Here is a 24,307-nt window from a genome sequence, read left to right as displayed (position 1 = left end):
CGTGTTTTTGGCATTGGCGGTCATGAGTCGAAAGTCTCCTTAAGTGGAGTGCGTTGGTTTTTCCCAAGGCTAGAGGTGGTTTCTCAACGTGTCCTTACTGGCCTTTTGGCAAAGCCATTGCAAAGCGTGTCGCCGGCTGGTTATAGTCGGCGCCAGGTGTTTCGCAGCACCTTTCATCCCTTCAAAAAAGATCAGCCCATGCCTGCATCCCCACGCATAGCGGTAGTCGATTCAGCGGTCAACGCTGCGGTCGTGCCGTGCGGGAATCAGCAGCCTGTGCAGATCAGTCATTACCCCCCACCTGTCAGTAGCACGCCGGTGTACGCAGTCGTATCACCGCCGGGCGTTGGCGTTTCGGGCTGATCAGCAAACTGCTGTTCCCCGTTGCCCGCCTGTACCGAACCTACTGAATTTCAGCCTTGGCTGAGTTGGCTTTTTGCCTGACTACAGGTGTTCTTATGTCTGTTATTTCGAAACAATCCGTGGCCGCGGCGGCCTCGACGAGCCTGTTTGTCCTGCTGTGGAGCAGCGGGGCGATTTTCTCCAAGTTGGGCCTGGCCCATGCGTCACCCTTTGCCTTCCTGTTGATTCGCTTTGCCATTGCCCTGGCGGGCCTGGTGCTGCTGGTGCCGATCCTCAAGCTGCAGTTGCCGCGCGCGGGCAAACCGCTGTGGTATGCGGCGGCCACCGGGCTGGTGCTACTGGGGGCCTATCAGATTTTTTATCTGCTGGCCCTGGACCTGAAGGTCACCCCCGGCGTGATGGCGACCATCATGGGTGTGCAACCGATCCTCACCGTGGTGCTGATGGAGCGCCAGCGTTCATGGCGCCGGATGTTCGGCCTAGCGTTGGGCCTGGCGGGCCTGATCATGGTGGTGTACCAGGGCATCGGTCTGGCCGGCATGTCCCTGGCCGGCATGCTGTTTGGTTTGCTGGCGCTGGCGAGCATGACCCTGGGCTCGATCATGCAAAAGCGCATCACCGATAACCCATTGGGCACCTTGCCGGTGCAGTACCTGGCGGGCTTGTTGCTGTGCGCAGTGTTCGTGCCGTTCCAGCCCTTTGCTTTCGAGCACAACAGCGGCTTCTACCTGCCGGTGCTGTGGATGGGGCTGGTGGTGTCTGTGTTGGCGACGCTGCTGCTGTACCGCCTGATTGCACGGGGTAACCTGGTGAATGTCACCAGCCTGTTCTACCTGGTGCCGGCAGTCACTGCGGTGATGGACTACCTGATCTTCGGCAATCGGCTGGCAGTGCTGAGCGTGCTGGGGATGGGTTTGATCATCATTGGGTTGGTATTCGTCTTCCGTAAAGCGTGATAACCCTGTGTAGGAGCCGAAAGCCGGCTCCTACACAGCTTTGATCAATTTCCCCGGCCGCAGCACCAGCCACAATGCCCCCGCGATCAACATCCCGCCATACAGGTGCGCCATGGACAATGGCTCATCCAGCAGCAGCGCCCCCCACAACACGCCGAATGGCGGAATCATGAAGGTGACCGTCATCGACTTCACTGGCCCGATGGAGGTCAGCAAACGGAAGTACAAGATGTAGGCGAACGCCGTACACAGCAGCCCCAGGCCCAGCAACGACAACCACACATTCCAGCCGCCCCAGCTGGCCGGCGGATGGCTGATGGCGTTCCAGCCAAACCAGGGTAAGAGAAACAATGTGGCGCCGAGCATGCTGCCCAGTGCTGAAAGGCGGCTGTCCAGGCCACCCTGTTGATCCAGCCAGCGGCGCGCCAGGAAGCCGGCGAAGCCGTAGCAGGTGGTGGCCAGCAGGCAGGCGAGGGCGCCCATCAGCAGTTCCAGGTCAAATGCCACCGGCCCGGCCCGCGTCAGGATGCCTACGCCGAACAGCCCCAGGCACACCCCGGCGATTTTCGAGGGGGTCAGCCGTTCATGGAAAAACAGCCCGCCAATCAACACCCCCATCAACGGCGTCGTCGCATTGAAAATCGCCGAGTAACCCGCCGGCAAGACCTGGGCCGCCACCGAATACATGGTGGCGGGGATCCCCGAGTTGATCACCCCCAGCAACAGCACGGTCTTGAACTTGCCCTGGAAGTCCCAGCGCACCCGCAGTAGGGCCAGGATCACCAGCAGGCCGGCGGCGGCTATCGAAACGCGGAAAAACGCCGTGGGCAGCGTACCGATTTCCGGTGCGATGATTCGCATGAACAAAAAGCTCGCGCCCCAGATGGCGGCCAGTACCAGCAGGTACAGGGTGTCGACAGGTCTCACGGACAACTCCTTCTTAACCAGGGCGAGAGTGTTGCCCAGGGGCCTGCCTGACACAATCTTTTACGTATCCACTGCACAATAAAGCGCGTCACCCTGCCACTGAGGTGCACGGCCAGGGTTTGAAGCCCCTCTATCCGGGACACAGCTCCCAGCAAAAATTGTACTTCTCCTGGCTGCGGACACTGGCTAATCTCAGGTCTTCCGAATGCCCGCAGAGGTCTCCGACATGCCGCAGCAAACGTCTGCCATCGACACCGCGCAGTCCATCGCCCAGATGATCCTCGATGGCTTCGACGATTACCGCGAACACTTTCGCCAGATCACCGACGGCGCCCGTGAGCGTTTTGAAAAGGCCCAGTGGCAAGAGGCGCAAACGGCCTCGGCGGCGCGGATCAACCTGTATGAAGAGAAGGTCGGCGAAGTCACCACGCGTTTGCGGGCTACCTTCGACGAGGGCGCGCTGCTGGATATCCAGTCCTGGCCCCTGGTCAAGAGTGCCTATATCAGCCTGATCGACCTGCGGTTTGACGATGAGCTGTCCGAGACCTGGTACAACTCGATCTTTTGCGGGCTGTTCAGCCACGACCTGATCAGCGACGGCTGCATGTTCATCCATACCACCCGCCCGAGCCTGCGCCGCGCCCGTGCTGCGCAAACCCGTACCTACAAGCCCCAGGGCCAACTGGCGGGCATGCTCGAGCAGATCTTCAGCGACTACCGCTTCAGCGAGCCCTACGCCGACCTGCCCGCCGACCTGCAGCGCCTGGAAGCACAACTGCGCGAGAACCTGCCGGACTGGGTGTGCAAGGATCCGGACCTCAACGTCGAGCTGTTTTCCTCGGTGCTCTATCGCAACAAGGGCGCGTACCTGGTGGGCCGCCTCTACACCCGCGATGAACAGTGGCCGCTGGTGATTCCGCTGCTGCACCGGGAAGGGCAGGGTATCCGCATCGACGCGCTGATCACCGATGAAGCCGATGTGTCGATCATCTTCTCGTTCACCCGCTCCTATTTCATGGTGGATGTGCCGGTGCCGGCGGAATTCATCGGCTTTCTCAAACGCATCCTGCCGGGCAAGCACATCGCCGAGCTGTACACCTCCATCGGCTTCTACAAACACGGCAAGTCGGAGTTCTACCGGGCGCTGATCAACCACCTGGCCAGCACCGATGACCAGTTCATCATGGCCCCGGGCGTGCGCGGGATGGTCATGAGCGTGTTCACCCTGCCGGGTTTCAACACGGTGTTCAAAATCATCAAGGACCGTTTCTCGCCATCGAAAAACGTCAACCGCGCCACGGTGATCGAGAAGTACCGCCTGGTGAAAAGTGTCGACCGGGTCGGGCGCATGGCCGATACCCAGGAGTTTGCCGACTTCCGTTTCCCCTTGAGCAAATTCGAGCCTGAATGCCTGGCCGAATTGCTGGAAGTGGCTGCCGGCACAGTCGAGGTGGAAGGCGACACGGTACTGATTCGCCACTGCTGGACCGAGCGGCGCATGACCCCGCTCAACCTCTACCTGGAGAACGCCAACGAGGCCCAGGTGCGCGAAGCCCTCGAAGACTACGGCCTGGCCATCAAGCAATTGGCGGCGGCGAATATCTTTCCCGGCGACATGCTGCTGAAAAACTTTGGCGTCACCCGTCATGGTCGCGTGGTGTTCTACGACTACGACGAGATCTGCTTCCTCACCGAAGCCAACTTCCGCCATATCCCGGCACCGCGTACCCCGGAAGATGAAATGGCCTCCGAGCCCTGGTACTCCATCGGCCCGCTGGACGTGTTCCCCGAAGAGTTCCCGCCATTTCTGTTTGCCGATGCCGGGCAACGGCGTTTGTTCGATGAGCTGCACGGCGAGTTGTACAACGCCGACTACTGGAAAGGCCTGCAGGAGGCGATTCGGGCGGGGAAGGTGATTGATGTGTTCCCGTATCGGCGCAAGGGCCTGGATAACGAATAGGGGCTAAACCCTGTGGGAGCTGTCGAGCCCCGGCGAGGCTGCGATAGCGCTGGGCCTGGCAGCATTGATGTTGGCCGTGCCGCCGTCATCGCAGCCTCGCCGGGGCTCGACAGCTCCCAGACGTGATTTACGCGGCCTTTAACGTTGTGTGCGCTTTTCTGCCACAATTGCCGGCCGTGCATAAATAGACGACCTTCAAAGTACCTGATGACTGACCAAGCGCCCGCTATCGACCAACTCCTGAAAAACCTCGATCACGCCATGCTCGCCGACCGCCACCGCTTGCGTCGGCAGTTGCTTGAGCTGCGCAAGAAGCCCGATGAGGAGAAGCTGGCGCAGTGGGTGGCGCGCATGCAGGCGTCCTGTGCCCAGGTCACTGCGCGCGCGGCCAGCGTGCCGCAGGTCCGCTATGACGACAGCCTGCCCATCGCCGCCAAGCGCGACGAGATCAAAGCGGCGTTGCTCAAACATCAGGTGCTGATCATCGCGGGCGAGACCGGTTCGGGTAAAACCACGCAGTTGCCGAAGATCTGCCTGGAAATCGGTCGCGGCCAGTACGGCTTGATCGGCCATACCCAGCCCCGGCGGATCGCCGCGCGCAGTGTGGCGAGCCGGGTTGCGGAAGAGTTGGCCACACCGCTGGGGGCGCTGGTGGGCTATCAGGTGCGGTTCGAGGACCAGAGCGACGCCAACACCCTGATCAAGCTGATGACCGACGGCATCCTGCTGGCCGAAACCCAGAACGACCGATACCTCGAGCGCTACGACACAATCATCGTCGACGAAGCCCACGAGCGCAGCCTGAACATCGACTTCCTGCTTGGTTACCTGAAGACCCTGCTGCCACGCCGCCCGGACCTGAAAGTCATCATCACCTCGGCGACCATCGACCTGGAGCGTTTTTCCAAGCACTTCGACGATGCGCCGATTGTCGAGGTCTCCGGGCGCACGTTCCCGGTGGAAACCTGGTATCGCCCGCTGACCCTGGAGCAGGACGAGGAAGGCAACCGCGTCGAAGACGACTTGACCGTGGACCAGGCAATCCTCGCCACCCTCGATGAAATCGCCGCCTTTGAACGCAGCGAGCGCAAGAGCCCAGGCGATGTGCTGGTGTTCCTGCCCGGTGAGCGCGAGATCCGCGATGCCGCCGATATGCTGCGCAAGGCCCAGCTCAAGCACACGGAAATCCTGCCGTTGTACGCGCGCCTGTCGCCGGCCGAGCAGCAGCGTATTTTCCAGTCCCATCCGGGGCGGCGCGTGGTGCTCGCAACCAACGTCGCGGAAACCTCGCTGACCGTGCCGGGCATCCGCTATGTGATCGACAGCGGCACCGCGCGCATCAGCCGCTACAGCTACCGGGCCAAGGTCCAGCGCCTGCCGATCGAGGCGATCTCCCAGGCCAGCGCCAACCAGCGCAAGGGCCGCTGCGGCAGGGTCGAGCCGGGCATTTGTGTGCGCCTGTTCAGCGAAGAAGATTTTATCGGGCGCCCGGAATTTACCGACCCGGAGATCCTGCGCACTAACCTGGCGGCGGTGATCCTGCAGATGCTGCACCTGCGCCTGGGTGAAATCACCGACTTCCCGTTTATCGAGCCGCCGGATGGCAAGGCTATCAGCGATGGCTTCAACCTGCTGCAGGAACTCTCGGCGGTGGACCGTAACAGCCAGCTGACGCCCCTGGGCCGGCAACTGGCGCGCCTGCCGGTGGATCCGCGCATGGGCCGCATGCTATTGGAAGCGGCCAAGCTCGGCAGTTTGCAGGAAGTGCTGATCGTCGCCAGTGCCATGTCGATCCAGGACCCGCGCGAGCGCCCGCCGGAGCGCCAGCAAGCGGCCGACCAGGCCCACGCGCAATGGAAGGATCCCGATTCGGACTTCGCCGGGCTGGTCAATCTGTGGCGCGGCTTTGAAGAGCAGCGCCAGGAACTGACCGCCAGCCCGCTGCGCAACTGGTGCCGCAAGAACTTCCTCAATTACCTGCGCCTGCGTGAGTGGCGCGACTCCCATCGCCAGTTGAGCCTGATCTGCCGTGATATGCAGCTGACGGTCAACAAGGAACCGGCGGACTTCGCGAAACTGCACAAGGCGGTGCTGTCCGGCCTGTTGAGCCAGATCGGCCAGAAAACCGAAGACGGCGACTACCTCGGCGCCCGCCAGCGGCGCTTCTGGATTCATCCGTCATCGGGCATCGGCAAGAAACGCCCGCAATGGTTGATGACCGCCGAACTGGTGGAGACCACCAAGCTGTATGCGCGCATGGTGGCCAAGATTGATGCCGACTGGATCGAGCCATTGGCCGGGCACCTGATCAAGAAAAACCACTTCGAACCCCATTGGGAGAAGAAGCGCGGCCAGGTCGTGGCCTTTGAACAGATCACCCTGTTCGGCCTGATAGTGGTGGGGCGCCGGCCTGTGCATTACGGGCCGGTGGACCCCGTGGTGTCCCGCGAGCTGTTTATCCGCGAAGGCCTGGTGCGTGGCGAGATCCAGTCCCGGGCCAAGTGCCTGACTGCCAATCAACAGCTGCTGGAGCAATTGGACGAACTGGAAGCCAAGGCCCGGCGCCGCGATATCCTGGCTGACGAAGAAACCCTGTACGCCTTCTACGACGCGCGCCTGCCGGCAGAGATCCACCAGACGGCGACCTTCGACAGTTGGTACAAGATCACCAGCCAGAAAGACCCGCAACTGCTGATCATGCGCGAAGAAGACGTGCTGGCCCGCGAAGCCAGTGAAGTCACCGCCGCCCATTACCCTGACACCTTGCACCTGGGCGACCTGGCCCTGGCCTTGAGTTATCACTTTGAACCCAACCACCCGCGCGACGGTGTGACCTTGCGCGTGCCCGCACCGCTGTTGCCGGCCTTGCCCGCCGAGCGCCTGGAGTGGCTGGTGCCCGGGCTGATCGAAGCCAAGTGCATTGCCCTGGTGCGCAACCTGCCCAAGGCCCTGCGCAAGAACTTCGTGCCGGTGCCGGACTTCGTCAAGGCCGCGCTGCAACGGATCGAATTTGCCCAGGGCTCGCTGCCCCAGGCGCTGGGGCGTGAGCTGTTGCGCATGACCGGCGCGCGGGTCAGCGACGAAGCCTGGAGCGAAGCCGCGCAGCAGGTGGAAAACCACCTGAAGATGAACCTGGAAGTGGTCGATGCCCAGGGCAAGTTCCTCGGTGAGGGCCGCGACCTGGCAGCGCTGACTGCGCGGTTTGTCGAAGCCAGCCAGGCCGCCCTGGCAGTGCCGCAAACTGCCAAAAGCCAGCAGCCGGTGGAGGCCAAGGTCTTCGCGGCGGTTGCCGAGACTACCCAGCAGAAGATTGCGGGCCTGTCGATGACGGTGTATCCGGCGCTGGTAGAAGAAAACGGCACGGTCAAGGAAGGACGTTTCTCCACGGCCGCCGAAGCCGAGTTCCAGCATCGCCGCGCCTTGCAGCGCTTGTTGATGCAGCAATTGGCCGAACCGGCAAAATTCCTGCGCGGCAAGCTGCCGGGCCTTACCGAGCTGGGGCTGATGTACCGCGAGCTGGGACGTATCGACGCCCTGGTGGAAGACATTTTGCTGGCCAGCCTCGACACCTGCGTGCTGGAAGGCGAGGCCAGCCTGCCCCGGGATGGCGCGGGCCTGGCAGCCCTGGCCGAGCGCAAGCGTGGTAGCTGGACCGAGCACGCTGAACGCCTGGCGCGCCTGACCCTGGAAGTATTGAAGCTGTGGCATGGCCTGCAAAAACGTTTCAAGGGCAAGATCGACCTAGCCCAGGCCGTGGCACTCAACGATATCAAGCAGCAACTAAGCAACCTGGTGTACCCGGGCTTTGTGCGCGAAACCCCGGCGCAGTGGTTCAAGGAACTGCCGCGCTATCTCAAGGCCATCGAGCTACGCCTGGAAAAACTGCCCAGCCAAGTGCAGAAGGACCGGGTCTGGAGCAGCGAGTTGAGTGGTCTGTGGAGCCAGTACCAGACGCGCCTGAACAAGCACACCCAGGAAGGCAAGCGCGATCCGCAGCTGGCGCTTTACCGCTGGTGGCTGGAGGAATACCGGGTGTCGTTGTTTGCCCAGCAGTTGGGCACCAAGGCACCGATTTCCGATAAGCGCTTGAGCAAACAGTGGAGCCAGGTCGAACCTTGACCTGTAGTGCGGGGGCGGGTGTGCGCGTGACAGGCGCCAAACCCCCCGGTTTATGGCAAACTTCGCCGCTATAAATGCCGGGATCGTCTAGATTGGCTGTATCAGCCTCGACGCGCCGGGACAAAGCGTTTCCCCGTTTGATGTCCGCGCGGCGGACTAGAGCGACTTACGGTTTGGTACGAAGGTACCAATCCCTTCTGCCTGAACAGATTTAGAGGAACGACCGTGCATAACGTCGTCATCAGCGGCACAGGCCTGTACACCCCGGCCAACAGCATCTCCAACGAAGAGCTGGTGCAGTCTTTCAATGCTTACGTTCAACAGTTCAATGCCGACAACGCCGTGGCCATCGAGCAGGGCGACGTTCAGGCGTTGACCGAATCCAGCGCCGCCTTTATCGAAAAGGCTTCGGGTATCAAGAGCCGTTTTGTCATGGACAAGGACGGCATCCTCGACCCCAAACGCATGACCCCCCGCCTGCCGGAGCGCTCCAACGACGAGTGGTCGATCCTCTGCCAGATGGCCGTGGGCGCCGCCGAGCAAGCCCTGCAGCGTGCCGGCAAGACCGCCGCCGATATCGACGGGGTGATCGTCGCCTGCTCCAACCTGCAACGCGCCTATCCAGCCATTGCCATCGAAGTCCAGGAAGCCCTGGGCATCCAGGGTTTTGGTTTTGACATGAACGTGGCGTGTTCTTCGGCGACTTTCGGTATCCAGAACGCCTGCAACAGCATCCAGCTGGGCCAGGCCCGGGCGATCCTGATGGTCAACCCGGAGATCTGCACCGGCCACCTGAACTTCCGTGACCGTGACAGCCACTTTATCTTTGGCGACGCGGCGACTGCGGTGATTCTGGAACGTGCCGACCTGGCGACGTCCGAGCACCAGTTCGACGTGGTGAGCACCAAGTTGCTGACCAAGTTTTCCAACACCATTCGCAACAATTTCGGCTTCCTCAACCGCGCGGCGGAAGAGGGGATTGGTGCACCCGACAAGCTTTTCGTGCAAGAAGGCCGCAAAGTCTTCCGTGATGTCTGCCCGATGGTTGCCGAATTGATCGGCCAGCACCTGACGGAAAACCAGTTGAGCGTTACCGATGTGAAACGCTTCTGGCTGCACCAGGCCAACCTGAGCATGAACCATCTGATCGTCAAGAAGCTGCTGGGCCGTGAAGCCGAGATCGAAGAAGCGCCGGTGATTCTCGATACCTACGCCAACACCAGTTCGGCAGGTTCGGTGATTGCGTTCCACACCTACCAGGACGACCTGCCCAAGGGCGCGCTGGCGGTACTCAGCTCGTTTGGCGCCGGGTATTCGATTGGCAGCGTGATCCTGCGCAAGCGCTAAGAACCAGGCAATTGCGGTCACGTCTTGCACAATGAGGTTTTGAATGGCAGCAGCCGACGACGCGCACCTGCTTGAACGCCTGCTCAAGGGTGAGCAGCAGGCCTACAAGGAGTTGGTCACCACCTACCAGAGCGCGATGCGTGCGGTGGCCTACGCCATCGTTGGCCAGCGCCATGCCGACGAGGTGGTGCAGGACGCCTGGCTCTCGGTGGTGCGCAGCCTTGCCCGGTTTGAGGGGCGTTCCAGCCTCAAGACCTGGCTGCTGACCATCACCGCCAACTCGGCCAAGGGGCGCTACAAGCAGAACCGTCGCGAGGTGTTGCTGGACGACCTGCCGTCGCCCCACGGCACCATCGGCGATGAGCGCTTTGCCGCCGGCGATGAGCATTGGCTGATCGCGCCCTTTGCCTGGCACCAGGACACTCCCGAGGCGCTGCTCACCGAAAACGAGCTGCGTGAGTGTCTGGAGCACACCTTACTGAGCCTTTCCGAGCTGCAAAGCAGCGTGCTGCTGTTGCGCGAGCGCCAGGGGCTGGAGCTGGAGGAGATTTGTAATCTTCTGCAGATCTCGCTCTCCAATGTGCGTGTACTGCTGCACCGGGCGCGGCTTAAAGTCTTCGCTACGGTGGAGCATTTCGAGGAAACCGGCGAATGTTGACCTGCAAAGAACAAGTGGCGCGCTCCAGCGATTTTCTCGATGGGCAACTGACCTTTCGTGAGCGCCTGTTGATGCGCCATCACCTGATGTTTTGTGCCAATTGCCGGCGCTTCATTCGCCAGATGCGCCTGATGCAGGCCACCTTGCGCCTCCTGCCCGAACCGCCGGTGAGCGATGCCGAGGCGTTGGCTGAACGCCTGGCTTCGGAGCGTAAACGCAACTCCTGACCCTAGAGCTGTCTGCGCTTCCCAAGGCCTGCGACGTCATTGTCGTGGGCTTTTTTACGTCGTTGAAAAGCCTTTCGGTGAAAAACATTGCAGGTTTGTAAGTTTTTTTCACCTTTTTTTCACCTGGCATTTCTCGTACTTTTTCTGCTCAAACCCACGCCGGCCGTAGCGTTGCGCTTATTCCCGGTGGTTGTAAGAAAGTTCCCCTGTAATAAAATATTTATCTTGCGGCAACTTGTCTGAAATATCCCCTCGCCAAGATCCCCTCCCAACACCAGCGGGCCAGAACCCGTGTGTTTTCCAACGCAAAAGACCACCAATTAGGGGAATTCTTCGATGATCCGTAAGCACTTCGCCGGTTTCGCGGCCAGCGCCCTGGCCCTGGCCGTTACCGCCCAGGCTTTCGCTGGTACTGTCACTACTGACGGCGCCGATATCGTTGTCAAAACCAAGGGCGGCCTTGAGGTTGCTACCACCGACCAGAACTTCAGCTTCAAGCTGGGTGGTCGCTTGCAAGCCGATTACGGCACATTTGACGGCTTCTACACCAAGAACGGTGACTCGGGCGACGCTGCTTACTTCCGTCGCGCCTTCCTGGAACTGGGTGGCACCGTCTACAAGGATTTCAAATACCAGCTCAACTACGACTTCTCCCACAACTCGGGTAACTCCGACGACGGTTACTTCGACGAAGCGTCCATGTCCTATGTGGGCTTCAAGCCGGTGACCATCCGCGTCGGTCGCTTTGACCCGGATTTCGGTCTGGAAAAAGCCACCAGCTCCAAGTGGATCACCGCCATGGAGCGTAACTCGGCTTACGAGGTTGCAGACTGGGTCAACACCCACGAAAACGGCATGGGCATCCAGGTCAGCGGCACTGCGGCTGATATGTTCTACGGCTCCGCCAGCCTGGCTTCCAAGGACATCAACGACGAAGACGGCAAGGGCGTGAAGCAATTCAACGGCCGTATCGTGTTGGCACCGATGAACAAAGGCGGCAACGTCCTGCACTTCGGCTTGAACTTGGCGGCACGTGACCTGAACGACGCCGCCTTCGACTCGCGGATCCGTCCGCGTCTCGGCGCCCGTGGTGTAGCAACTACCGGTGGTAACGATGCCGGCTCCAACGGCAACCGCGCGACTTTCGGCGGTGGTGTGGGCCTGAACGCCAGCAACCTGACGGCGGTTGGCGCCTACGATACCGATACGGTATTCGGGGGTGAATTTGCCTTCGCCAGCGGTCCATTCTCGGTGCAGGCTGAAGCCCTGAGCCGCAAGATGAAAGCTGACAGCAATGCCTACCAGGACGTGAAAACCAGCGGTTTCTACGGCCAACTGGCCTACACCCTGACCGGCGAATCCCGTGCCTACAAGCTCGACGGCGGCAAGTTCGACGCCATCAAGCCAGAGAACAAGCAGTACGGCGCCTGGGAAGTGTTCTACCGCTACGACAACATCAAGGTTGACGACAAAAACATCGTCGTCAGCAGCGCTACCCGCGAAACCGGCGATGCCAAGGCCAACGTCAACACCCTGGGTGTGAACTGGTACGCCAACGAAGCGGTCAAGCTGTCCCTGAACTACAGCAAGGTCAGCACCGACAAGATCACCAACGCCAATGGCGATGACAGCGGTGATTCCATCGTCGGTCGTGTGCAGTACGTGTTCTAAGCAACGGTCATACCGCTCCAACGCGCTCTTTCTTCATCCGTTAAAGCGCGATCCTCTTTTTTACCCCGCCGATTGGCGGGGTTTTTTTTGCTGCCCGCGCGGGCGGCGGGTTCTGTCAGAATGGCCTGAATATTGTGAGCGAGCGTTTACCGTCGGGGAATGGCATGCCGTTGAAACGTTTGAATAGCCTATCCGAAGTATCGCCTGATGAATGGAACGCGTTGGTCCCCGAGGATCAGCCGTTTCTGCGCCATGCCTTCCTCAGTGCGCTGGAAGACAGTGCCAGCCTTGGCCGGCATTCTGGCTGGCAGCCGGAGCACTTGCTGCATTACGAGGGAGAGCGGCTGGTGGCGGCGCTGCCCAGCTACCGCAAATGGCACTCCTATGGCGAATACGTGTTCGACCATGGCTGGGCTGACGCTTGCGCACGCGCGGGCATCGAGTACTACCCCAAACTGCTGACAGCAGTGCCTTTCAGCCCGGTCAGCGGGCCGCGCTTGCTGGTGGCCAATGGTGCGGACGGCCTGGATTTGCTCCAGAGCCTGCCTGGTTACCTGGAAATCGAAGGGCTTTCCAGTGCCCATATCAACTTCACCGATGCCCTGGCCGATGCCGCCCTGGGCCAGCAACCCGGTTGGCTTGCGCGTCTGGGTTGCCAGTTCCACTGGCAGAACCGCAGTTATCGCGACTTCCAGGACTTCCTCGACGCCCTGAGTTCGCGCAAACGCAAACAGATGCGCAAGGAGCGCGAACAGGTCGCGGGGCAGGGCATCGAGTTCGAGTGGCTGCAAGGCCATGAGCTGAGCGAGGCCCAGTGGGATTTTGTCTACGCCTGCTACGCCAACACCTACGCCGTGCGCCGGCAGTCGCCATACCTGACTCGCGCGTTTTTCAGCCTGCTGGCCGAACGCATGCCGCAGGCGATACGGGTGGTGCTGGCCAAGCAAGGGGCGCGGCCGGTGGCCATGGCGTTCAGCCTGGTCGGAGGCGACAGCCTATATGGCCGCTATTGGGGCTGCCTGGGCGAATTTGACCGGCTGCATTTCGAGACCTGCTTCTATCAAGGCATGGACTACGCGATCGCCAATGGCCTGCAGCGTTTCGACGCCGGGGCCCAGGGCGAGCACAAGTTGATTCGTGGGTTTGAGCCGGTGATTACCCATTCCTGGCACTACTTGCGCCATCCAGGCTTGAAAACCGCCGTGGCGGATTTCCTGGAACGCGAGCGGGTGGGGATTCTGGCGTATGCCGAGGAGGCGCGTTTGGCGTTGCCTTATCGACAGGTGTAGGAGCCAGCTTGCCGGCGATGACGGTGTATCTGCCCATGATGTGCTGGCAGGGAGTCCGTTATCGCCGGCAAGCCAGCGTCTACAAGGTGCATCGCGGTTGGATCAGGCCTTTTCTTCCTTGCCCAACCAACGGTAGGTGATGCCACCGATCACCGCGCCAAGGATCGGCGCCAGCCAGAACAGCCACAGTTGCTGGATTGCCCACCCGCCGACAATCAGCGCAGGGCCGGTGCTGCGGGCCGGGTTGACCGAGGTGTTGGTGACCGGAATGGAGATCAGGTGGATCAGCGTCAGCCCCAGGCCAATGGCGATGGGCGCCAGGCCAGCCGGTGCACGACGGTCGGTGGCGCCGAGGATGATCAGCACGAACATCGCGGTCATCACCAGTTCAGTGACAAACCCCGCCGCCATTGAATAGCCGCCCGGCGAATGTTCACCGTAACCATTGGATGCCAGCCCCGCCGCCAGTTCAAAACCCGGTTTGCCGCTGGCAATGAAGTACAGTAAGGCCGCTGCCACCACGCCGCCAATGACTTGCGCGACGATATACGCAGGCATCTCCTTGGCCGCAAACCTGCCGCCGACCACCAAGCCCACGGTGACTGCCGGGTTGAGGTGACAGCCGCTGATATGGCCAATGGCAAATGCCATGGTCAACACGGTAAGCCCGAAGGCCAGCGATACGCCCAACAGGCCGATTCCGACATCCGGGAAGGCTGCGGCCAGAACGGCACTCCCGCAGCCACCCAACACCAGCCAAAACGTACCCAACCCTTCCGTAACGGAACGTCTGAACAGAGACATGAACGCGTCCTTCTAAATCAACGGGTGTGATGCTTCCCTGCAGTCTGATGTCAGGGCCCTCCTGGACCCTGATTGCAGTACAGCAGGATTGTGATACACGGCCAGCAAGATAGAAAAAACTGTCAGAATTGTTCGGAATTGATAGCGCCGTTAGTAGTCCGAAATCAGTCGATACCTACGAAACCTCCGGTCTGGTGCTGCCACAATCGCGAGTACAGGCCGCCATGTGCCAGCAACTGGGCATGGCTGCCACTCTCGGCGATCTGGCCTTTTTCCAGGACCACCAACCTGTCCATTCGGGCAATCGTGGACAGGCGGTGAGCGATGGCGATCACCGTCTTGCCTTGCATCAGGGTTTCCAGGCTTTCCTGGATGGCCGCTTCCACTTCCGAGTCCAGGGCCGAGGTGGCTTCGTCCATGATCAGGATCGGTGCGTCCTTGAGCAGGACCCGGGCGATAGCGATGCGCTGGCGTTGCCCGCCGGAGAGTTTCACCCCGCGCTCACCGACGTGGGCATCCAGGCCAATCCGCCCCTCGGCGTCCGACAGCAGCGGGATAAATTCGTCGGCGCGGGCCTTGCGGATCGCGTCCCAGAGCTCTTGGTCAGTGGCATCGGGCTTGCCATACAGCAAGTTGTCGCGGATCGAGCGGTGCAGCAGCGAGGTGTCCTGGGTAATCATGCCGATGCGTTCGCGCAGGCTTTCCTGGGCCACTTCGGCGATGTTCTGGCCGTCGATCAGGATGCGTCCGCCTTGCAGGTCGTAGAGGCGCAGCAGCAGGTTGACCAGGGTCGATTTGCCGGCACCGGACGGGCCAATCAGGCCGATCTTCTCCCCTGGCTTGATGACCAGGTTCAGGCCACCGATGATGCCGCTGCTCTTGCCATAGTGGAAGTCGACCTGTTCGAAGCGCACTTCGCCGTGGGGCACGCTCAGGCGCGGGGCGTTTTCGCGGTCGATCACCGCCAGCGGCTGGGCGATGGTTTTCAGGCCGTCCTGGACCATGCCGATGTTCTCGAAAATGCCGTTGACCACCCACATGATCCAGCCGGACATGTTGACGATGCGGATCACCAGGCCGGTGGCCAGGGCAATGGCACCGACCGAGATCAGCGACTGCGTCCACAGCCACAGGGCCAGGCCGGTGGTGGTGACGATCAGCAGGCCGTTCATGGTGGTGATGACCACGTCCATGCTGGTGACCACGCGGCTGGCGAGCTGGGTTTTTTCGGTCTGCTCGATGATCGCTTCCTTGGCGTACTCCTGTTCGGACTGGGTGTGGGCGAACAGCTTCAAGGTGGTGATATTGGTGTAGCCATCAACGATGCGGCCCATCAATTTGGAGCGCGCCTCGGACGAGATGACCGAGCGTTCCTTGACCCGTGGCACGAAGTAGCGCAGCGCCAGGCTGTAGGCGATGATCCAGGTGACCAGCGGGATCATCAGGCGCCAGTCGGCTTCGGCGAACAGCACCAGGGAGCTGATGGCGTAGATTGCTACGTGCCAGATGGCATCGACGGCGGCCACGGCCGAGTCGCGCAGCGAGTTGCCGGTCTGCATGATGCGCTGGGCAATACGCCCGGCGAAATCGTTCTGGAAGAAGTTCAGGCTCTGCTTGAGTACATAGCTGTGATTCTGCCAGCGGATCAGGCTGGTCATGCCGGGGCTGATGGTCTGGTGCACCAGCAAATCGTGCAGGGCACCGAAGATCGGGCGCAGCAGCAAGGCAACCACGGCCATCCAGATCAACTCGGTGGCGTGGATCTGGAAGAAGTTGGCCGGCGGCGTGCCTTGGGCCAGGTCGATGATGCGGCTCAGGTAGCTGAACAGCGCCACTTCAATCAGCGCGCCGATCAGGCCCACCACCAACAGCGCGGCAAAACACGGCCACACCTGGCGCAGGTAATAGAGGTAGAAGGGTAGGACTTTATCCGGAGGTGCCGCGCTGGGAGCGTCGCGGAAGATGTCGATCAGTTGTTCAAAACGACGATAGAGCATTAGGTCTGACGCCCGCCGGGCGGGCTCTCCTTGTTAAAGACGCGCGCAGCTTTGTGGGCGGCGCGCGCAACTCCCTGTGAACCTTAGTCGATGCGCTTGGCCGACTTGATCAGGACAGGGTCGATAGGCACGTTTTGCATGCCTTGTTTGGTAGTGGTTTGCGAGTTGACGATGATATCGACCACGTCCATGCCCTTGACCACTTTGGCGAACACCGCGTAGCCCGCATCGCGGCCTGGGTCGAGGAAGGCGTTGTCGGCCACGTTGATAAAGAACTGGCTGGTGGCCGAGTTCGGATTGCTGGTGCGGGCCATGGACAAGGTGCCGCGCACGTTATGCAAGCCGTTGCTGGCTTCGTTCTTGATCGGCGCTTCAGTAGGCTTTTGCGACATCTGCTGGGTGAACCCGCCACCTTGCACCATAAAACCCGGGATCACCCGATGAAAAATGGTGTTGGTGTAGAAGCCCTTGTCGACGTAGGACAGGAAGTTCTCGGTACTGATCGGCGCCTTGACCGGATCCAGTTCGATTTCGATGTCGCCATTGGTGGTGGAGATCAATACGTGTGGTGCCTTGGCCGGCGTGGCCGCCATCAGGTTGGCAGCAAACAGAACAGAACCGGCAAAAACGGCGATTTTTTTCAGCATGGGTCAGTGATCCTGGGAAGTGGTTTCGACTGTCTTGAGAAAATCGAGCAGGGTTGTGTTGAAGGTTTCGGGTTGGTCCAGCGGTGTCGCGTGACGCGAATCCTCGATCACCACCAACCGCGCATCAGGCAGCAGTTTTACATAGATTTCTTTTTGCGCCACTGGGGTGTAGTCGTGGTCGGCGCTGATGACCAGGGTTGGACAGGCGATTCTGTAAAGTCGTTCCTGTACGCCCCAGCCCACAATGGCATCGAAGCTGGCGAGGTAAGCACGTTTGTCGTTTCTTGCCCAGCGTTCGCGCATTTTGCGCCGCAGGTCGGCCTGTGCGGGTTTGGGGAACAACCGGTCGCCGAGTGCCTTGCCGATGGTATTCAAGCTGAGCACGCGGGCCAGGCCCCAGCGCTTGGCCCATTGCCAATAGTCATTGGCGCTGCGCACCTTGACCTCGGGCGCGCTGTTGACGATACACAGGCTCTTGAGCAACTGCGGTTGGTCGACCGCCAGTTGAAAGGCGATCATCCCGCCCATCGACAGGCCGACCACATGGGCAGCGGGCAGTTGCAGGTGTTCGATCAACGCCACCAGGTCTGCGGTAAAGCCGGCGATGCTGTAGCGCTCCCGGGGTTTGTCAGAGCGTCCGTGACCGCGCACATCCAGCAGCACCAGGCGGTAATGTCGGGACAACACGGGGATTTGCAGTTCCCAATCCTGGCAACTGGAGCCCAGGCCGTGGATCAGGATCAGTGGCACGCCGTGGCCATATTCCTCGTAATGCAGGGTGCAACCTTCATGTTCGAAATAGGCCATGGGTGAACTCCGTGTCAGGCTTGCCGGGGAGCGGCAAAGGGTGCGTCCAGCGGTGCAGTATCGAAGGTGCGCAGCAGCTCGACCAGAATCTGCGTGGCCGGGCCCAGGGGCTTGTCCTTGTTCGAGTACAGGTAGAACGTGGGGTGGCGGCTGCCGCCTTGCTCCAGGGGTAGTTGCTTGAGCAGGCCTTCCTTTAGCTCACGCTCGATCATGTGCCGGGGCAGCCAGGCAAACCCCAGGCCGCTGCCGACGAAGGCGGCGGCGGTGGCCAGGCTGCCCACGGTCCAGCGCTGCTCGGCGCCGAGCCAGCCGACGTCCCGCGGTTGCTGGCGACCGGAGTCGCGGATCACCACCTGCATCTGGCTTTCCAGGTCCTGGAAGCTCAGTTCGCGGTTGAGCCGGTGCAACGGGTGTTCAGGGTGGGCCACGGCGACAAATTCCACGTCGCTCATTTCCGTGCCCAGGTAGCCGGGAATGCTGAAACCGCTGATCGCCAGGTCGGCCACGCCTTCAATCAGCAGCTCCTCGACACCCGACAGCACTTCTTCGCGCAGGCGCACGCGGCAGCCCCGGCTTTGCGGCATAAAGGCGGTGAGGGCGCGCACCAGGCGGGCGTTGGGGTAGGCGGCATCGACCACCAGGCGTACTTCGGCCTCCCAGCCTTGTTCCATATGATGGGCCAGGTCTTCCAACTGGCTGGCGTTTTTGACCAGTTGCCGGGAGCGGCGCAACAGCACCTCGCCGGCCTCGGTGAGCACGGCCTTGCGCCCGTCGATGCGCAACAGAGGCACGCCCAACTGGTCTTGCATGCGGGCCACGGTGTAGCTCACCGAGGATTGCGAGCGGTGCAGCACTTCGGCTGCCTGGGCGAAGCCGCCATGGTCAACCACGGCTTGCAACGTGCGCCATTGATCAAGGGTCACGCGGGGCGCTTTCAAGATGAGCTCCTCTTGTCCTAAGCTGGCGGTCCTTATTGGAGACTGCCGAATGAGAAAATTCTGTTGTGTATTGCTGGCACTGTTGCCGTTGAGCGCGTTCGCCTATCCGATCGACGTGTCAAAGTCGATCAAGGGGGTCAGCATCGACTACAACGCTTCCGATGTTGACGGTGATATCAGCTCCATCCAGCTCAGTAACTACGGCAGCAACGACGCTGCGTGTACGGTCGCGTTTACCAATGGCCCGGAGCCAGCGCGGGTGCGCAAGGTCACGGTCCCTGCCGGGAAAAGCACCAACACTACGGTCAAGTTCAGCCGCGCGATTATCAAGATGCGGATCAAACTGACCTGCGAACCCAAATAATTCGCTGCGGGGCCTTGGCCATGCCCCGCTTATAAACAACTTTATAGATGGGTTATAGCAGTTTTTTGCGCTTTTTTATCGAATTGGCTCTGTTTAACCTTCACTCCATCGACTTACAGCAATTACCGATGGAGCTTACAAAGCCATGTCTAACGTTCTGATCATCGAAAGCAGCGCCCGCCAGCAGGATTCTATTTCCCGCCAACTGACCCAACAGTTCATCAGCCAATGGCAGGCGGCCCATCCGGCCGATCAGATCACCGTGCGCGACCTGGCCGTCAACCCAGTGCCGCACCTGGACGCCAACCTGTTGGGCGGCTGGATGAAGCCGGCCGAGCAGCGCAGCGCCGATGAGCAGGCGTCCCTGGAGCGCTCCAACCACCTGACCGACGAACTGCTGGCCGCTGACGTGCTGGTGATGGCCGCGCCGATGTACAACTTTGCCATCCCCAGTACCCTCAAGGCCTGGCTTGACCATGTGTTGCGGGCCGGGGTGACTTTCAAGTACACCGCCACCGGTCCCCAGGGCCTGTTGACCGGCAAGCGCGCGTTTGTGCTGACCGCCCGTGGTGGCATCCACACCGGCGCGAGCAGCGATCATCAGGAACCGTATCTGCGCCAGGTCATGGGTTTTATCGGGATCCATGATGTGACCTTTATCCACGCCGAAGGGGTGAACCTGGGTGGCGACTTCCAGGAAAAGGGCTTGAACCACGCCAAGGCCCTGCTGGCACAGGTTGCCTGACGCGTTAATCGCCAGATAATCGCACGGTGTTTTTATAGCCCCACGCAACCCTTCAAGTACGCGTATCGAACCTCCCTTTGCACTTGTTGCTCCTGAGTGCTCCTGCCCGACTGCCGCTTTAGCGAGGTCGGGTTTTTTTTGCGCCGAGTTTCGCCCCGCCGTGAAAGACGCTAATGTCGCGCCCATTCGAATATGAGGCACACATGGGCTACTTACTGATTGTCACGCTGATCCAGGCGTTTTCCTTCAGCCTGATCGGCGAATACCTGGCGGGTCATGTCGACAGCTATTTCGCCGTGCTGGTGCGCGTGCTGCTGGCCGGGCTGGTGTTTATCCCCCTGACCCGCTGGCGCTCGGTGGAGCCTGCGTTCATGCGCGGCATGCTGCTGATCGGCGCGTTGCAGTTCGGCGTGACGTACGTGTGTCTGTATTTGAGCTTCCGCGTGTTGACGGTGCCGGAGGTGTTGCTGTTCACCATCCTCACGCCGTTGCATGTGACGTTGATCGAAGACGCGTTGAACCGGCGCTTCAACCCCTGGGCGCTGATTGCCGCGCTGGTGGCGGTGGCGGGGGCGGCGGTGATCCGCTTTGACCAGATCAACCCGGACTTCTTCATGGGCTTTTTGTTGCTGCAACTGGCCAACTTCACCTACGCCGCCGGGCAGGTGCTGTACCGGCGCCTGGTGGCACGACACCCGAGCGACCTGCCGCACTACCGGCGCTTTGGCTATTTCTACCTGGGGGCATTGGCCGTGGTGTTGCCGGCGTTCCTGCTGTTCGGCAAGGCCAACTTCCTGCCTGAAGCACCGTTGCAGTGGGGTGTGTTGCTGTTTCTGGGCCTGGTCAGCACTGCGTTGGGTCTGTACTGGTGGAACAAGGGCGCCTGCCTGGTCAACGGCGGCACCCTGGCGGTGATGAACAACCTGCATGTGCCGGTGGGGCTGCTGCTCAATCTGCTGATCTGGAACCAGCATGAGCCGCTGGGGCGCCTGTTCCTGGGCGGGGCGGTGATTGTGGCGGCGGTGTGGATCAGCCGGTTGGGGATTCGCCCGGCGCCGCTCAGCCGGCAATGATCGTTCCCAAAGGTGGGAGCGGGCTTGCCCGCGATAGCGGACGATCAGTAACAGATGTGTTGACTGACCCACCGCTATCGCGGGCAAGCCCGCTCCCACAGGGGCGCTGCTTCGCGCCTGGTTAGAGCGTAGCCTTCTCCGGCACCGGCAAATGACTGGCACCCAACACCGCCGGCAGTACTCCGGCCCGCAGGTCATTACCACTCGGCTGCTGATACAGGCTCAAACCAAACTCCGGCAGCACCGCCAGTAAGTAGTCAAAAATATCCCCCTGGATCCGCTCGTAATCCGCCCACGCCGTGGTGCGGGTAAAGCAGTAGATTTCCAGGGGCACACCCTGGGAGGTGGTCTGCATCTGGCGCACCATGCAGGTCATGTTCGGTTGGATATCCGGATGGCTCTTCAGATAAGCCAGGGCATAGGCGCGGAAGGTGCCCAGGTTGGTCATGCGCCGGCGGTTGGCCGACAACTGCGCGCTGTGGCCCTGGGCTTCGTTCCAGGCCTTCAATTCTGCCTGTTTGCGGCTGATGTAGTCGGTCAGCAGGTGGACCTGGGTCATCCGCACTTCTTCATCATCACGCAGGAAGCGCACGCCGGCCGCGTCGATAAACAGGCTGCGCTTGATCCGCCGCCCGCCCGAGGCCTGCATGCCGCGCCAGTTCTTGAACGATTCGGACATCAGGCGCCAAGTGGGGATCGAGACGATGGTCTTGTCGAAGTTCTGCACCTTGACCGTATGCAAGGTGATGTCCACCACATCGCCATCGGCGCCGACCTGGGGCATTTCGATCCAGTCGCCGACCCGCAGCATGTCGTTGCTGGTCAATTGCACACTGGCGACAAATGACAGCAGCGTGTCCTTGTACACCAACAGGATCACCGCCGACATCGCACCCAGCCCTGACAGCAGCAACAGCGGCGAGCGGTCGATCAAGGTTGCAACGATGATGATCGCGCCAAACACGAACAGCACCATTTTCGCCAGTTGCACATAGCCCTTGATCGAGCGCGTGCGGGCATGTTCGGTGCGTGCGTAGATATCCAGCAGGGCGTTGAGCAGGGCGCTCATGGCCAATACCTGGAACAGAATGGTGAACGCCAGCGCCACGTTGCCGATAAACAGCGTGCTGGTCTTGCTCAATTCCGGAACCAGGTGCAGGCCGAACTGGATCACCAGCGACGGCGTCATCTGGGCCAGGCGGTGGAAGACTTTGTTATGGCGCAGGTCATTGAGCCAATGCAGGGCAGGTTGGCGGCCGAGCAACTTGACCGCATGCAGGATCAGGTAGCGTGCCACCCGTCCGACCAGCAGGGCCACCACCAGCAGCACCAGCAAAGCCAGGCTTGAATGCAGTAGCGGATGTTGGTCCAGGGCACCCCAGAGGTCTTGGACGTTGAGCCAGAGCTGTTTGATATCCATGGTTTAACGCGATTCTTCTGTAAGACATGACGGGGCGATTAGAGCATTTTAGTGCTGCAAAGTTGTGCAGGCAGACAAATCACCTGACAAAAAACCATCTGTTTGGCCCACTTCGCGTAAAGAAACTCGGCCTGAGCGCCCGAAACCGTTACCCTATGCAGCTGATTTTTTGTATTTCTTCGAGGTAGCACCCGTGTTTTCCCAATTCGCCCTGCACGAACGCCTGCTCAAAGCCGTGGCCGAGCTTAAATTTGTCGAGCCTACGCCTGTGCAAGCAGCGGCCATCCCGCTCGCGCTCGAAGGGCGTGACCTGCGGGTGACGGCTCAAACCGGGAGTGGCAAGACCGCCGCTTTCGTCCTGCCGATCCTCAACCGTCTGATCGGCCCGGCCAAGATCCGCGTCAGCATCAAGACCCTGATCCTGCTGCCTACCCGTGAGCTGGCCCAGCAGACCTTGAAGGAAGTGGAACGCTTCTCGCAGTTCACCTTCATCAAGTCCGGCCTGATCACCGGGGGCGAAGACTTCAAGGTCCAGGCCGCCATGCTGCGCAAGGTCCCGGATATCCTGATCGGTACCCCTGGGCGGATGATCGAGCAACTGAACGCCGGCAACCTGGACCTCAAGGAAGTCGAAGTGCTGGTGCTGGACGAAGCCGACCGCATGCTCGACATGGGCTTTGCCGACGACGTGCAGCGCCTCGTCGAAGAGTGCGTCAACCGCCAGCAGACCATGCTGTTCTCTGCCACCACCGGCGGCTCGACCCTGCGCGAGATGGTCGCCAAGGTCCTGAACAACCCTGAGCACCTGCAGGTCAATAACGTCAGCGACCTGAACTCCACCACCCGTCAGCAGATCGTCACCGCTGACCACAATGTGCATAAAGAGCAGATTCTCAACTGGCTGCTGGCCAACGAGACCTATCAGAAAGCCATCGTGTTCACCAACACCCGTGCCATGGCCGACCGGATCTACGGGCGCCTGGTGGCGCAGGAGTACAAGGCGTTTGTGTTGCACGGTGAGAAGGACCAGAAGGACCGCAAGCTGGCGATCGACCGCCTCAAGCAGGGCGGCGTGAAGATTCTGGTAGCCACCGACGTCGCCGCCCGCGGCCTGGACGTGGAAGGCCTGGACATGGTGATCAACTTCGATATGCCGCGCAGCGGCGACGAATATGTGCACCGTATCGGCCGTACCGGGCGTGCCGGCAACGATGGCCTGGCCATCTCGCTGATCTGCCATGGCGACTGGAACCTGATGTCGAGCATCGAGCGCTACCTCAAGCAGTCGTTCGAGCGTCGCACCATCAAGGAAGTCAAAGGCACCTACACCGGGCCGAAGAAGGTCAAGGCTTCGGGCAAGGCCGTGGGCGTGAAGAAGAAAAAGGTCGACGCCAAGGGCGACAAGAAGAAAACCGGCGCCAAGTCGCCGACCAAGCGCAAGATCGCCAACCGGCCGAAGACCGACAACCTGTCGTTGGTCAGCAAGGACGGCATGGCGCCGCTCAAGCGCCGCAAGCCAGAAGCACCGGCTGCCGAGTAATACGCCAGCGCACTAAAAAACCGGACAATGTCCGGTTTTTTTATGCCCTCAGTTTTTCGCCTTGGCCGCCGCTTCCTTCAACTCCTTGAGTCGCGCCTCGATCAACTGGCACTTGTCGGGAAATTTCGCACTTTCGGTGTCCAGGTCCATCTGCTGCAGCTCGTCGTTGATTTCCTTGGCCTTGGTCGGGTTCTGCTGGGTGAGGGTGCTGACTTCCTTGGCCAGTTGTTCGCGTTTTTCCGTGGCTTCTTCCGGGGTACAGGCCCAGGCGGGCAGGGCGCTCAACAGGGCGGCGGCGACAGCCAGTTGCATCAGGGTTTTCATGGGGTAGACCTCCTTGGCGGTGATACCCGGTTGAGAGGGCTGGCCTGTGAAAAGTTCAGTGCAATCACGCCTGTCTACCCGGCTGAACGCCCGCAGCCCCCACAGGTCACAACTTTTGAAGGCACCCAGTC

20 protein-coding genes are annotated in these 24,307 nt (G+C 60.9%); 12 read left to right on the top strand and 8 right to left on the bottom strand.

Translation table 11 applies throughout. The annotated features are described in order from the left end of the window. Positions 1 to 458 precede the first annotated feature (458 nt). The gene (locus HBR93_RS12085) at positions 459 to 1,319 is read left to right on the top strand and encodes a DMT family transporter (protein WP_057958820.1); all 861 of its coding nucleotides are present in this window, start codon (positions 459 to 461) and stop codon (positions 1,317 to 1,319) included. A gap of 30 nt (positions 1,320 to 1,349) precedes the next feature. On the opposite strand, the gene HBR93_RS12080 is transcribed toward HBR93_RS12085, so the two are convergent. After that, positions 1,350 to 2,246: a DMT family transporter gene (locus HBR93_RS12080; protein ID WP_120732165.1), complete on the bottom strand. Its 897-nt coding sequence runs from the start codon at positions 2,244 to 2,246 to the stop codon at positions 1,350 to 1,352. Positions 2,247 to 2,472: 226 nt separating this feature from the next. On the opposite strand from HBR93_RS12080, the gene aceK reads away from it, so the two are divergent. The 7 genes from aceK (at position 2,473) to HBR93_RS12045 (ending at position 13,517) form a co-directional block, all read left to right on the top strand. Then, positions 2,473 to 4,206: a bifunctional isocitrate dehydrogenase kinase/phosphatase gene (gene aceK, locus HBR93_RS12075; RefSeq protein ID WP_057441325.1), complete on the top strand. Its 1,734-nt coding sequence runs from the start codon at positions 2,473 to 2,475 to the stop codon at positions 4,204 to 4,206. Positions 4,207 to 4,413: 207 nt separating this feature from the next. Continuing rightward, the gene (gene hrpA, locus HBR93_RS12070; protein WP_057958822.1) at positions 4,414 to 8,325 is read left to right on the top strand and encodes an ATP-dependent RNA helicase HrpA; all 3,912 of its coding nucleotides are present in this window, start codon (positions 4,414 to 4,416) and stop codon (positions 8,323 to 8,325) included. A 225-nt stretch (positions 8,326 to 8,550) separates the two neighbouring features. Beyond that, complete coding sequence (locus HBR93_RS12065; protein ID WP_057958823.1) at positions 8,551 to 9,672, top strand: beta-ketoacyl-ACP synthase III; 1,122 nt, start codon at positions 8,551 to 8,553, stop codon at positions 9,670 to 9,672. A 43-nt stretch (positions 9,673 to 9,715) separates the two neighbouring features. After that, complete coding sequence (locus tag HBR93_RS12060) at positions 9,716 to 10,330, top strand: RNA polymerase sigma factor (protein ID WP_057441254.1); 615 nt, start codon at positions 9,716 to 9,718, stop codon at positions 10,328 to 10,330. Next, entirely contained in the window at positions 10,324 to 10,557 is a 234-nt protein-coding gene (locus HBR93_RS12055; RefSeq protein ID WP_057441249.1) for a zf-HC2 domain-containing protein, read from the top strand. The genes HBR93_RS12060 and HBR93_RS12055 overlap by 7 nt, the downstream gene beginning before the upstream one ends. Positions 10,558 to 10,893: 336 nt before the next feature. After that, a complete protein-coding gene (locus tag HBR93_RS12050; RefSeq protein ID WP_057441247.1) occupies positions 10,894 to 12,228 on the top strand; it encodes an OprO/OprP family phosphate-selective porin in 1,335 nt (444 codons plus the stop codon). 164 nt (positions 12,229 to 12,392) lie between these two features. Beyond that, positions 12,393 to 13,517, top strand: a complete 1,125-nt coding sequence (locus HBR93_RS12045) for a GNAT family N-acetyltransferase (RefSeq protein WP_169960388.1) — start codon at positions 12,393 to 12,395, stop codon at positions 13,515 to 13,517. 102 nt (positions 13,518 to 13,619) lie between these two features. On the opposite strand, the gene aqpZ is transcribed toward HBR93_RS12045, so the two are convergent. From aqpZ to HBR93_RS12020, 5 genes are all read right to left on the bottom strand, one after another. Further along, positions 13,620 to 14,321 carry an aquaporin Z gene (gene aqpZ / locus HBR93_RS12040; protein ID WP_057441240.1) on the bottom strand — a complete coding sequence of 234 codons (702 nt, stop codon included), beginning with the start codon at positions 14,319 to 14,321 and terminating at the stop codon, positions 13,620 to 13,622. A gap of 164 nt (positions 14,322 to 14,485) precedes the next feature. Beyond that, positions 14,486 to 16,318 carry an ABC transporter ATP-binding protein gene (locus tag HBR93_RS12035; protein ID WP_057441238.1) on the bottom strand — a complete coding sequence of 611 codons (1,833 nt, stop codon included), beginning with the start codon at positions 16,316 to 16,318 and terminating at the stop codon, positions 14,486 to 14,488. An 83-nt stretch (positions 16,319 to 16,401) separates the two neighbouring features. Then, positions 16,402 to 16,965 carry a peptidylprolyl isomerase gene (locus HBR93_RS12030; protein WP_057441236.1) on the bottom strand — a complete coding sequence of 188 codons (564 nt, stop codon included), beginning with the start codon at positions 16,963 to 16,965 and terminating at the stop codon, positions 16,402 to 16,404. Positions 16,966 to 16,968: 3 nt separating this feature from the next. Continuing rightward, on the bottom strand, positions 16,969 to 17,772 hold the full coding sequence (locus HBR93_RS12025) for an alpha/beta hydrolase (RefSeq protein ID WP_120732172.1): 804 nt from the start codon (positions 17,770 to 17,772) through the stop codon (positions 16,969 to 16,971). A gap of 14 nt (positions 17,773 to 17,786) precedes the next feature. Beyond that, entirely contained in the window at positions 17,787 to 18,710 is a 924-nt protein-coding gene (locus HBR93_RS12020) for a LysR family transcriptional regulator (RefSeq protein ID WP_057441231.1), read from the bottom strand. A 49-nt stretch (positions 18,711 to 18,759) separates the two neighbouring features. On the opposite strand from HBR93_RS12020, the gene HBR93_RS12015 reads away from it, so the two are divergent. The 3 genes from HBR93_RS12015 (at position 18,760) to HBR93_RS12005 (ending at position 20,892) form a co-directional block, all read left to right on the top strand. Continuing rightward, positions 18,760 to 19,074 carry a hypothetical protein gene (locus tag HBR93_RS12015; protein ID WP_057441229.1) on the top strand — a complete coding sequence of 105 codons (315 nt, stop codon included), beginning with the start codon at positions 18,760 to 18,762 and terminating at the stop codon, positions 19,072 to 19,074. Positions 19,075 to 19,219: 145 nt separating this feature from the next. Further along, positions 19,220 to 19,819 carry an FMN-dependent NADH-azoreductase gene (locus HBR93_RS12010; RefSeq protein WP_169960387.1) on the top strand — a complete coding sequence of 200 codons (600 nt, stop codon included), beginning with the start codon at positions 19,220 to 19,222 and terminating at the stop codon, positions 19,817 to 19,819. Between the two features lie 203 nt (positions 19,820 to 20,022). Then, entirely contained in the window at positions 20,023 to 20,892 is an 870-nt protein-coding gene (locus HBR93_RS12005; RefSeq protein ID WP_057441227.1) for a carboxylate/amino acid/amine transporter, read from the top strand. Positions 20,893 to 21,013: 121 nt separating this feature from the next. On the opposite strand, the gene HBR93_RS12000 is transcribed toward HBR93_RS12005, so the two are convergent. Further along, positions 21,014 to 22,312 carry a mechanosensitive ion channel family protein gene (locus HBR93_RS12000; protein ID WP_057958828.1) on the bottom strand — a complete coding sequence of 433 codons (1,299 nt, stop codon included), beginning with the start codon at positions 22,310 to 22,312 and terminating at the stop codon, positions 21,014 to 21,016. A 193-nt stretch (positions 22,313 to 22,505) separates the two neighbouring features. Between HBR93_RS12000 and HBR93_RS11995 the strand changes: the two genes are divergently transcribed. Further along, positions 22,506 to 23,852, top strand: coding sequence for a DEAD/DEAH box helicase (locus tag HBR93_RS11995; protein WP_057441220.1), 1,347 nt, complete (start codon positions 22,506 to 22,508; stop codon positions 23,850 to 23,852). Positions 23,853 to 23,900: 48 nt separating this feature from the next. Here HBR93_RS11995 and HBR93_RS11990 read toward each other — a convergent pair whose 3' ends face one another. Further along, positions 23,901 to 24,176 carry a hypothetical protein gene (locus HBR93_RS11990; protein ID WP_057441219.1) on the bottom strand — a complete coding sequence of 92 codons (276 nt, stop codon included), beginning with the start codon at positions 24,174 to 24,176 and terminating at the stop codon, positions 23,901 to 23,903. Between the last annotated feature and the right edge of the window lie 131 nt (positions 24,177 to 24,307).

This window comes from Pseudomonas sp. WS 5411 (assembly GCF_012985595.1).
Lineage (GTDB): Bacteria > Pseudomonadota > Gammaproteobacteria > Pseudomonadales > Pseudomonadaceae > Aquipseudomonas > Aquipseudomonas shahriarae.
The sequence above is the reverse complement of the archived record's forward strand: the minus strand, read 5'-3'. Positions and strand labels throughout refer to the sequence as shown.

Coding starts and splice junctions, on each gene's coding strand:
- aceK (WP_057441325.1), top strand. CDS start 2,473: ATGCCGCAGCAAACGTCTGCCATCGACACCGCGCAGTCCATCGCCCAG.
- HBR93_RS11990 (WP_057441219.1), bottom strand. CDS start 24,176: ATGAAAACCCTGATGCAACTGGCTGTCGCCGCCGCCCTGTTGAGCGCC.
- HBR93_RS12025 (WP_120732172.1), bottom strand. CDS start 17,772: ATGGCCTATTTCGAACATGAAGGTTGCACCCTGCATTACGAGGAATAT.
- HBR93_RS12055 (WP_057441249.1), top strand. CDS start 10,324: ATGTTGACCTGCAAAGAACAAGTGGCGCGCTCCAGCGATTTTCTCGAT.
- HBR93_RS12030 (WP_057441236.1), bottom strand. CDS start 16,965: ATGCTGAAAAAAATCGCCGTTTTTGCCGGTTCTGTTCTGTTTGCTGCC.
- HBR93_RS12035 (WP_057441238.1), bottom strand. CDS start 16,318: ATGCTCTATCGTCGTTTTGAACAACTGATCGACATCTTCCGCGACGCT.
- HBR93_RS12000 (WP_057958828.1), bottom strand. CDS start 22,312: ATGGATATCAAACAGCTCTGGCTCAACGTCCAAGACCTCTGGGGTGCC.
- HBR93_RS12050 (WP_057441247.1), top strand. CDS start 10,894: ATGATCCGTAAGCACTTCGCCGGTTTCGCGGCCAGCGCCCTGGCCCTG.
- HBR93_RS12085 (WP_057958820.1), top strand. CDS start 459: ATGTCTGTTATTTCGAAACAATCCGTGGCCGCGGCGGCCTCGACGAGC.
- HBR93_RS12045 (WP_169960388.1), top strand. CDS start 12,393: ATGCCGTTGAAACGTTTGAATAGCCTATCCGAAGTATCGCCTGATGAA.
- hrpA (WP_057958822.1), top strand. CDS start 4,414: ATGACTGACCAAGCGCCCGCTATCGACCAACTCCTGAAAAACCTCGAT.
- aqpZ (WP_057441240.1), bottom strand. CDS start 14,321: ATGTCTCTGTTCAGACGTTCCGTTACGGAAGGGTTGGGTACGTTTTGG.
- HBR93_RS12005 (WP_057441227.1), top strand. CDS start 20,023: ATGGGCTACTTACTGATTGTCACGCTGATCCAGGCGTTTTCCTTCAGC.
- HBR93_RS12060 (WP_057441254.1), top strand. CDS start 9,716: ATGGCAGCAGCCGACGACGCGCACCTGCTTGAACGCCTGCTCAAGGGT.
- HBR93_RS12015 (WP_057441229.1), top strand. CDS start 18,760: ATGAGAAAATTCTGTTGTGTATTGCTGGCACTGTTGCCGTTGAGCGCG.
- HBR93_RS12010 (WP_169960387.1), top strand. CDS start 19,220: ATGTCTAACGTTCTGATCATCGAAAGCAGCGCCCGCCAGCAGGATTCT.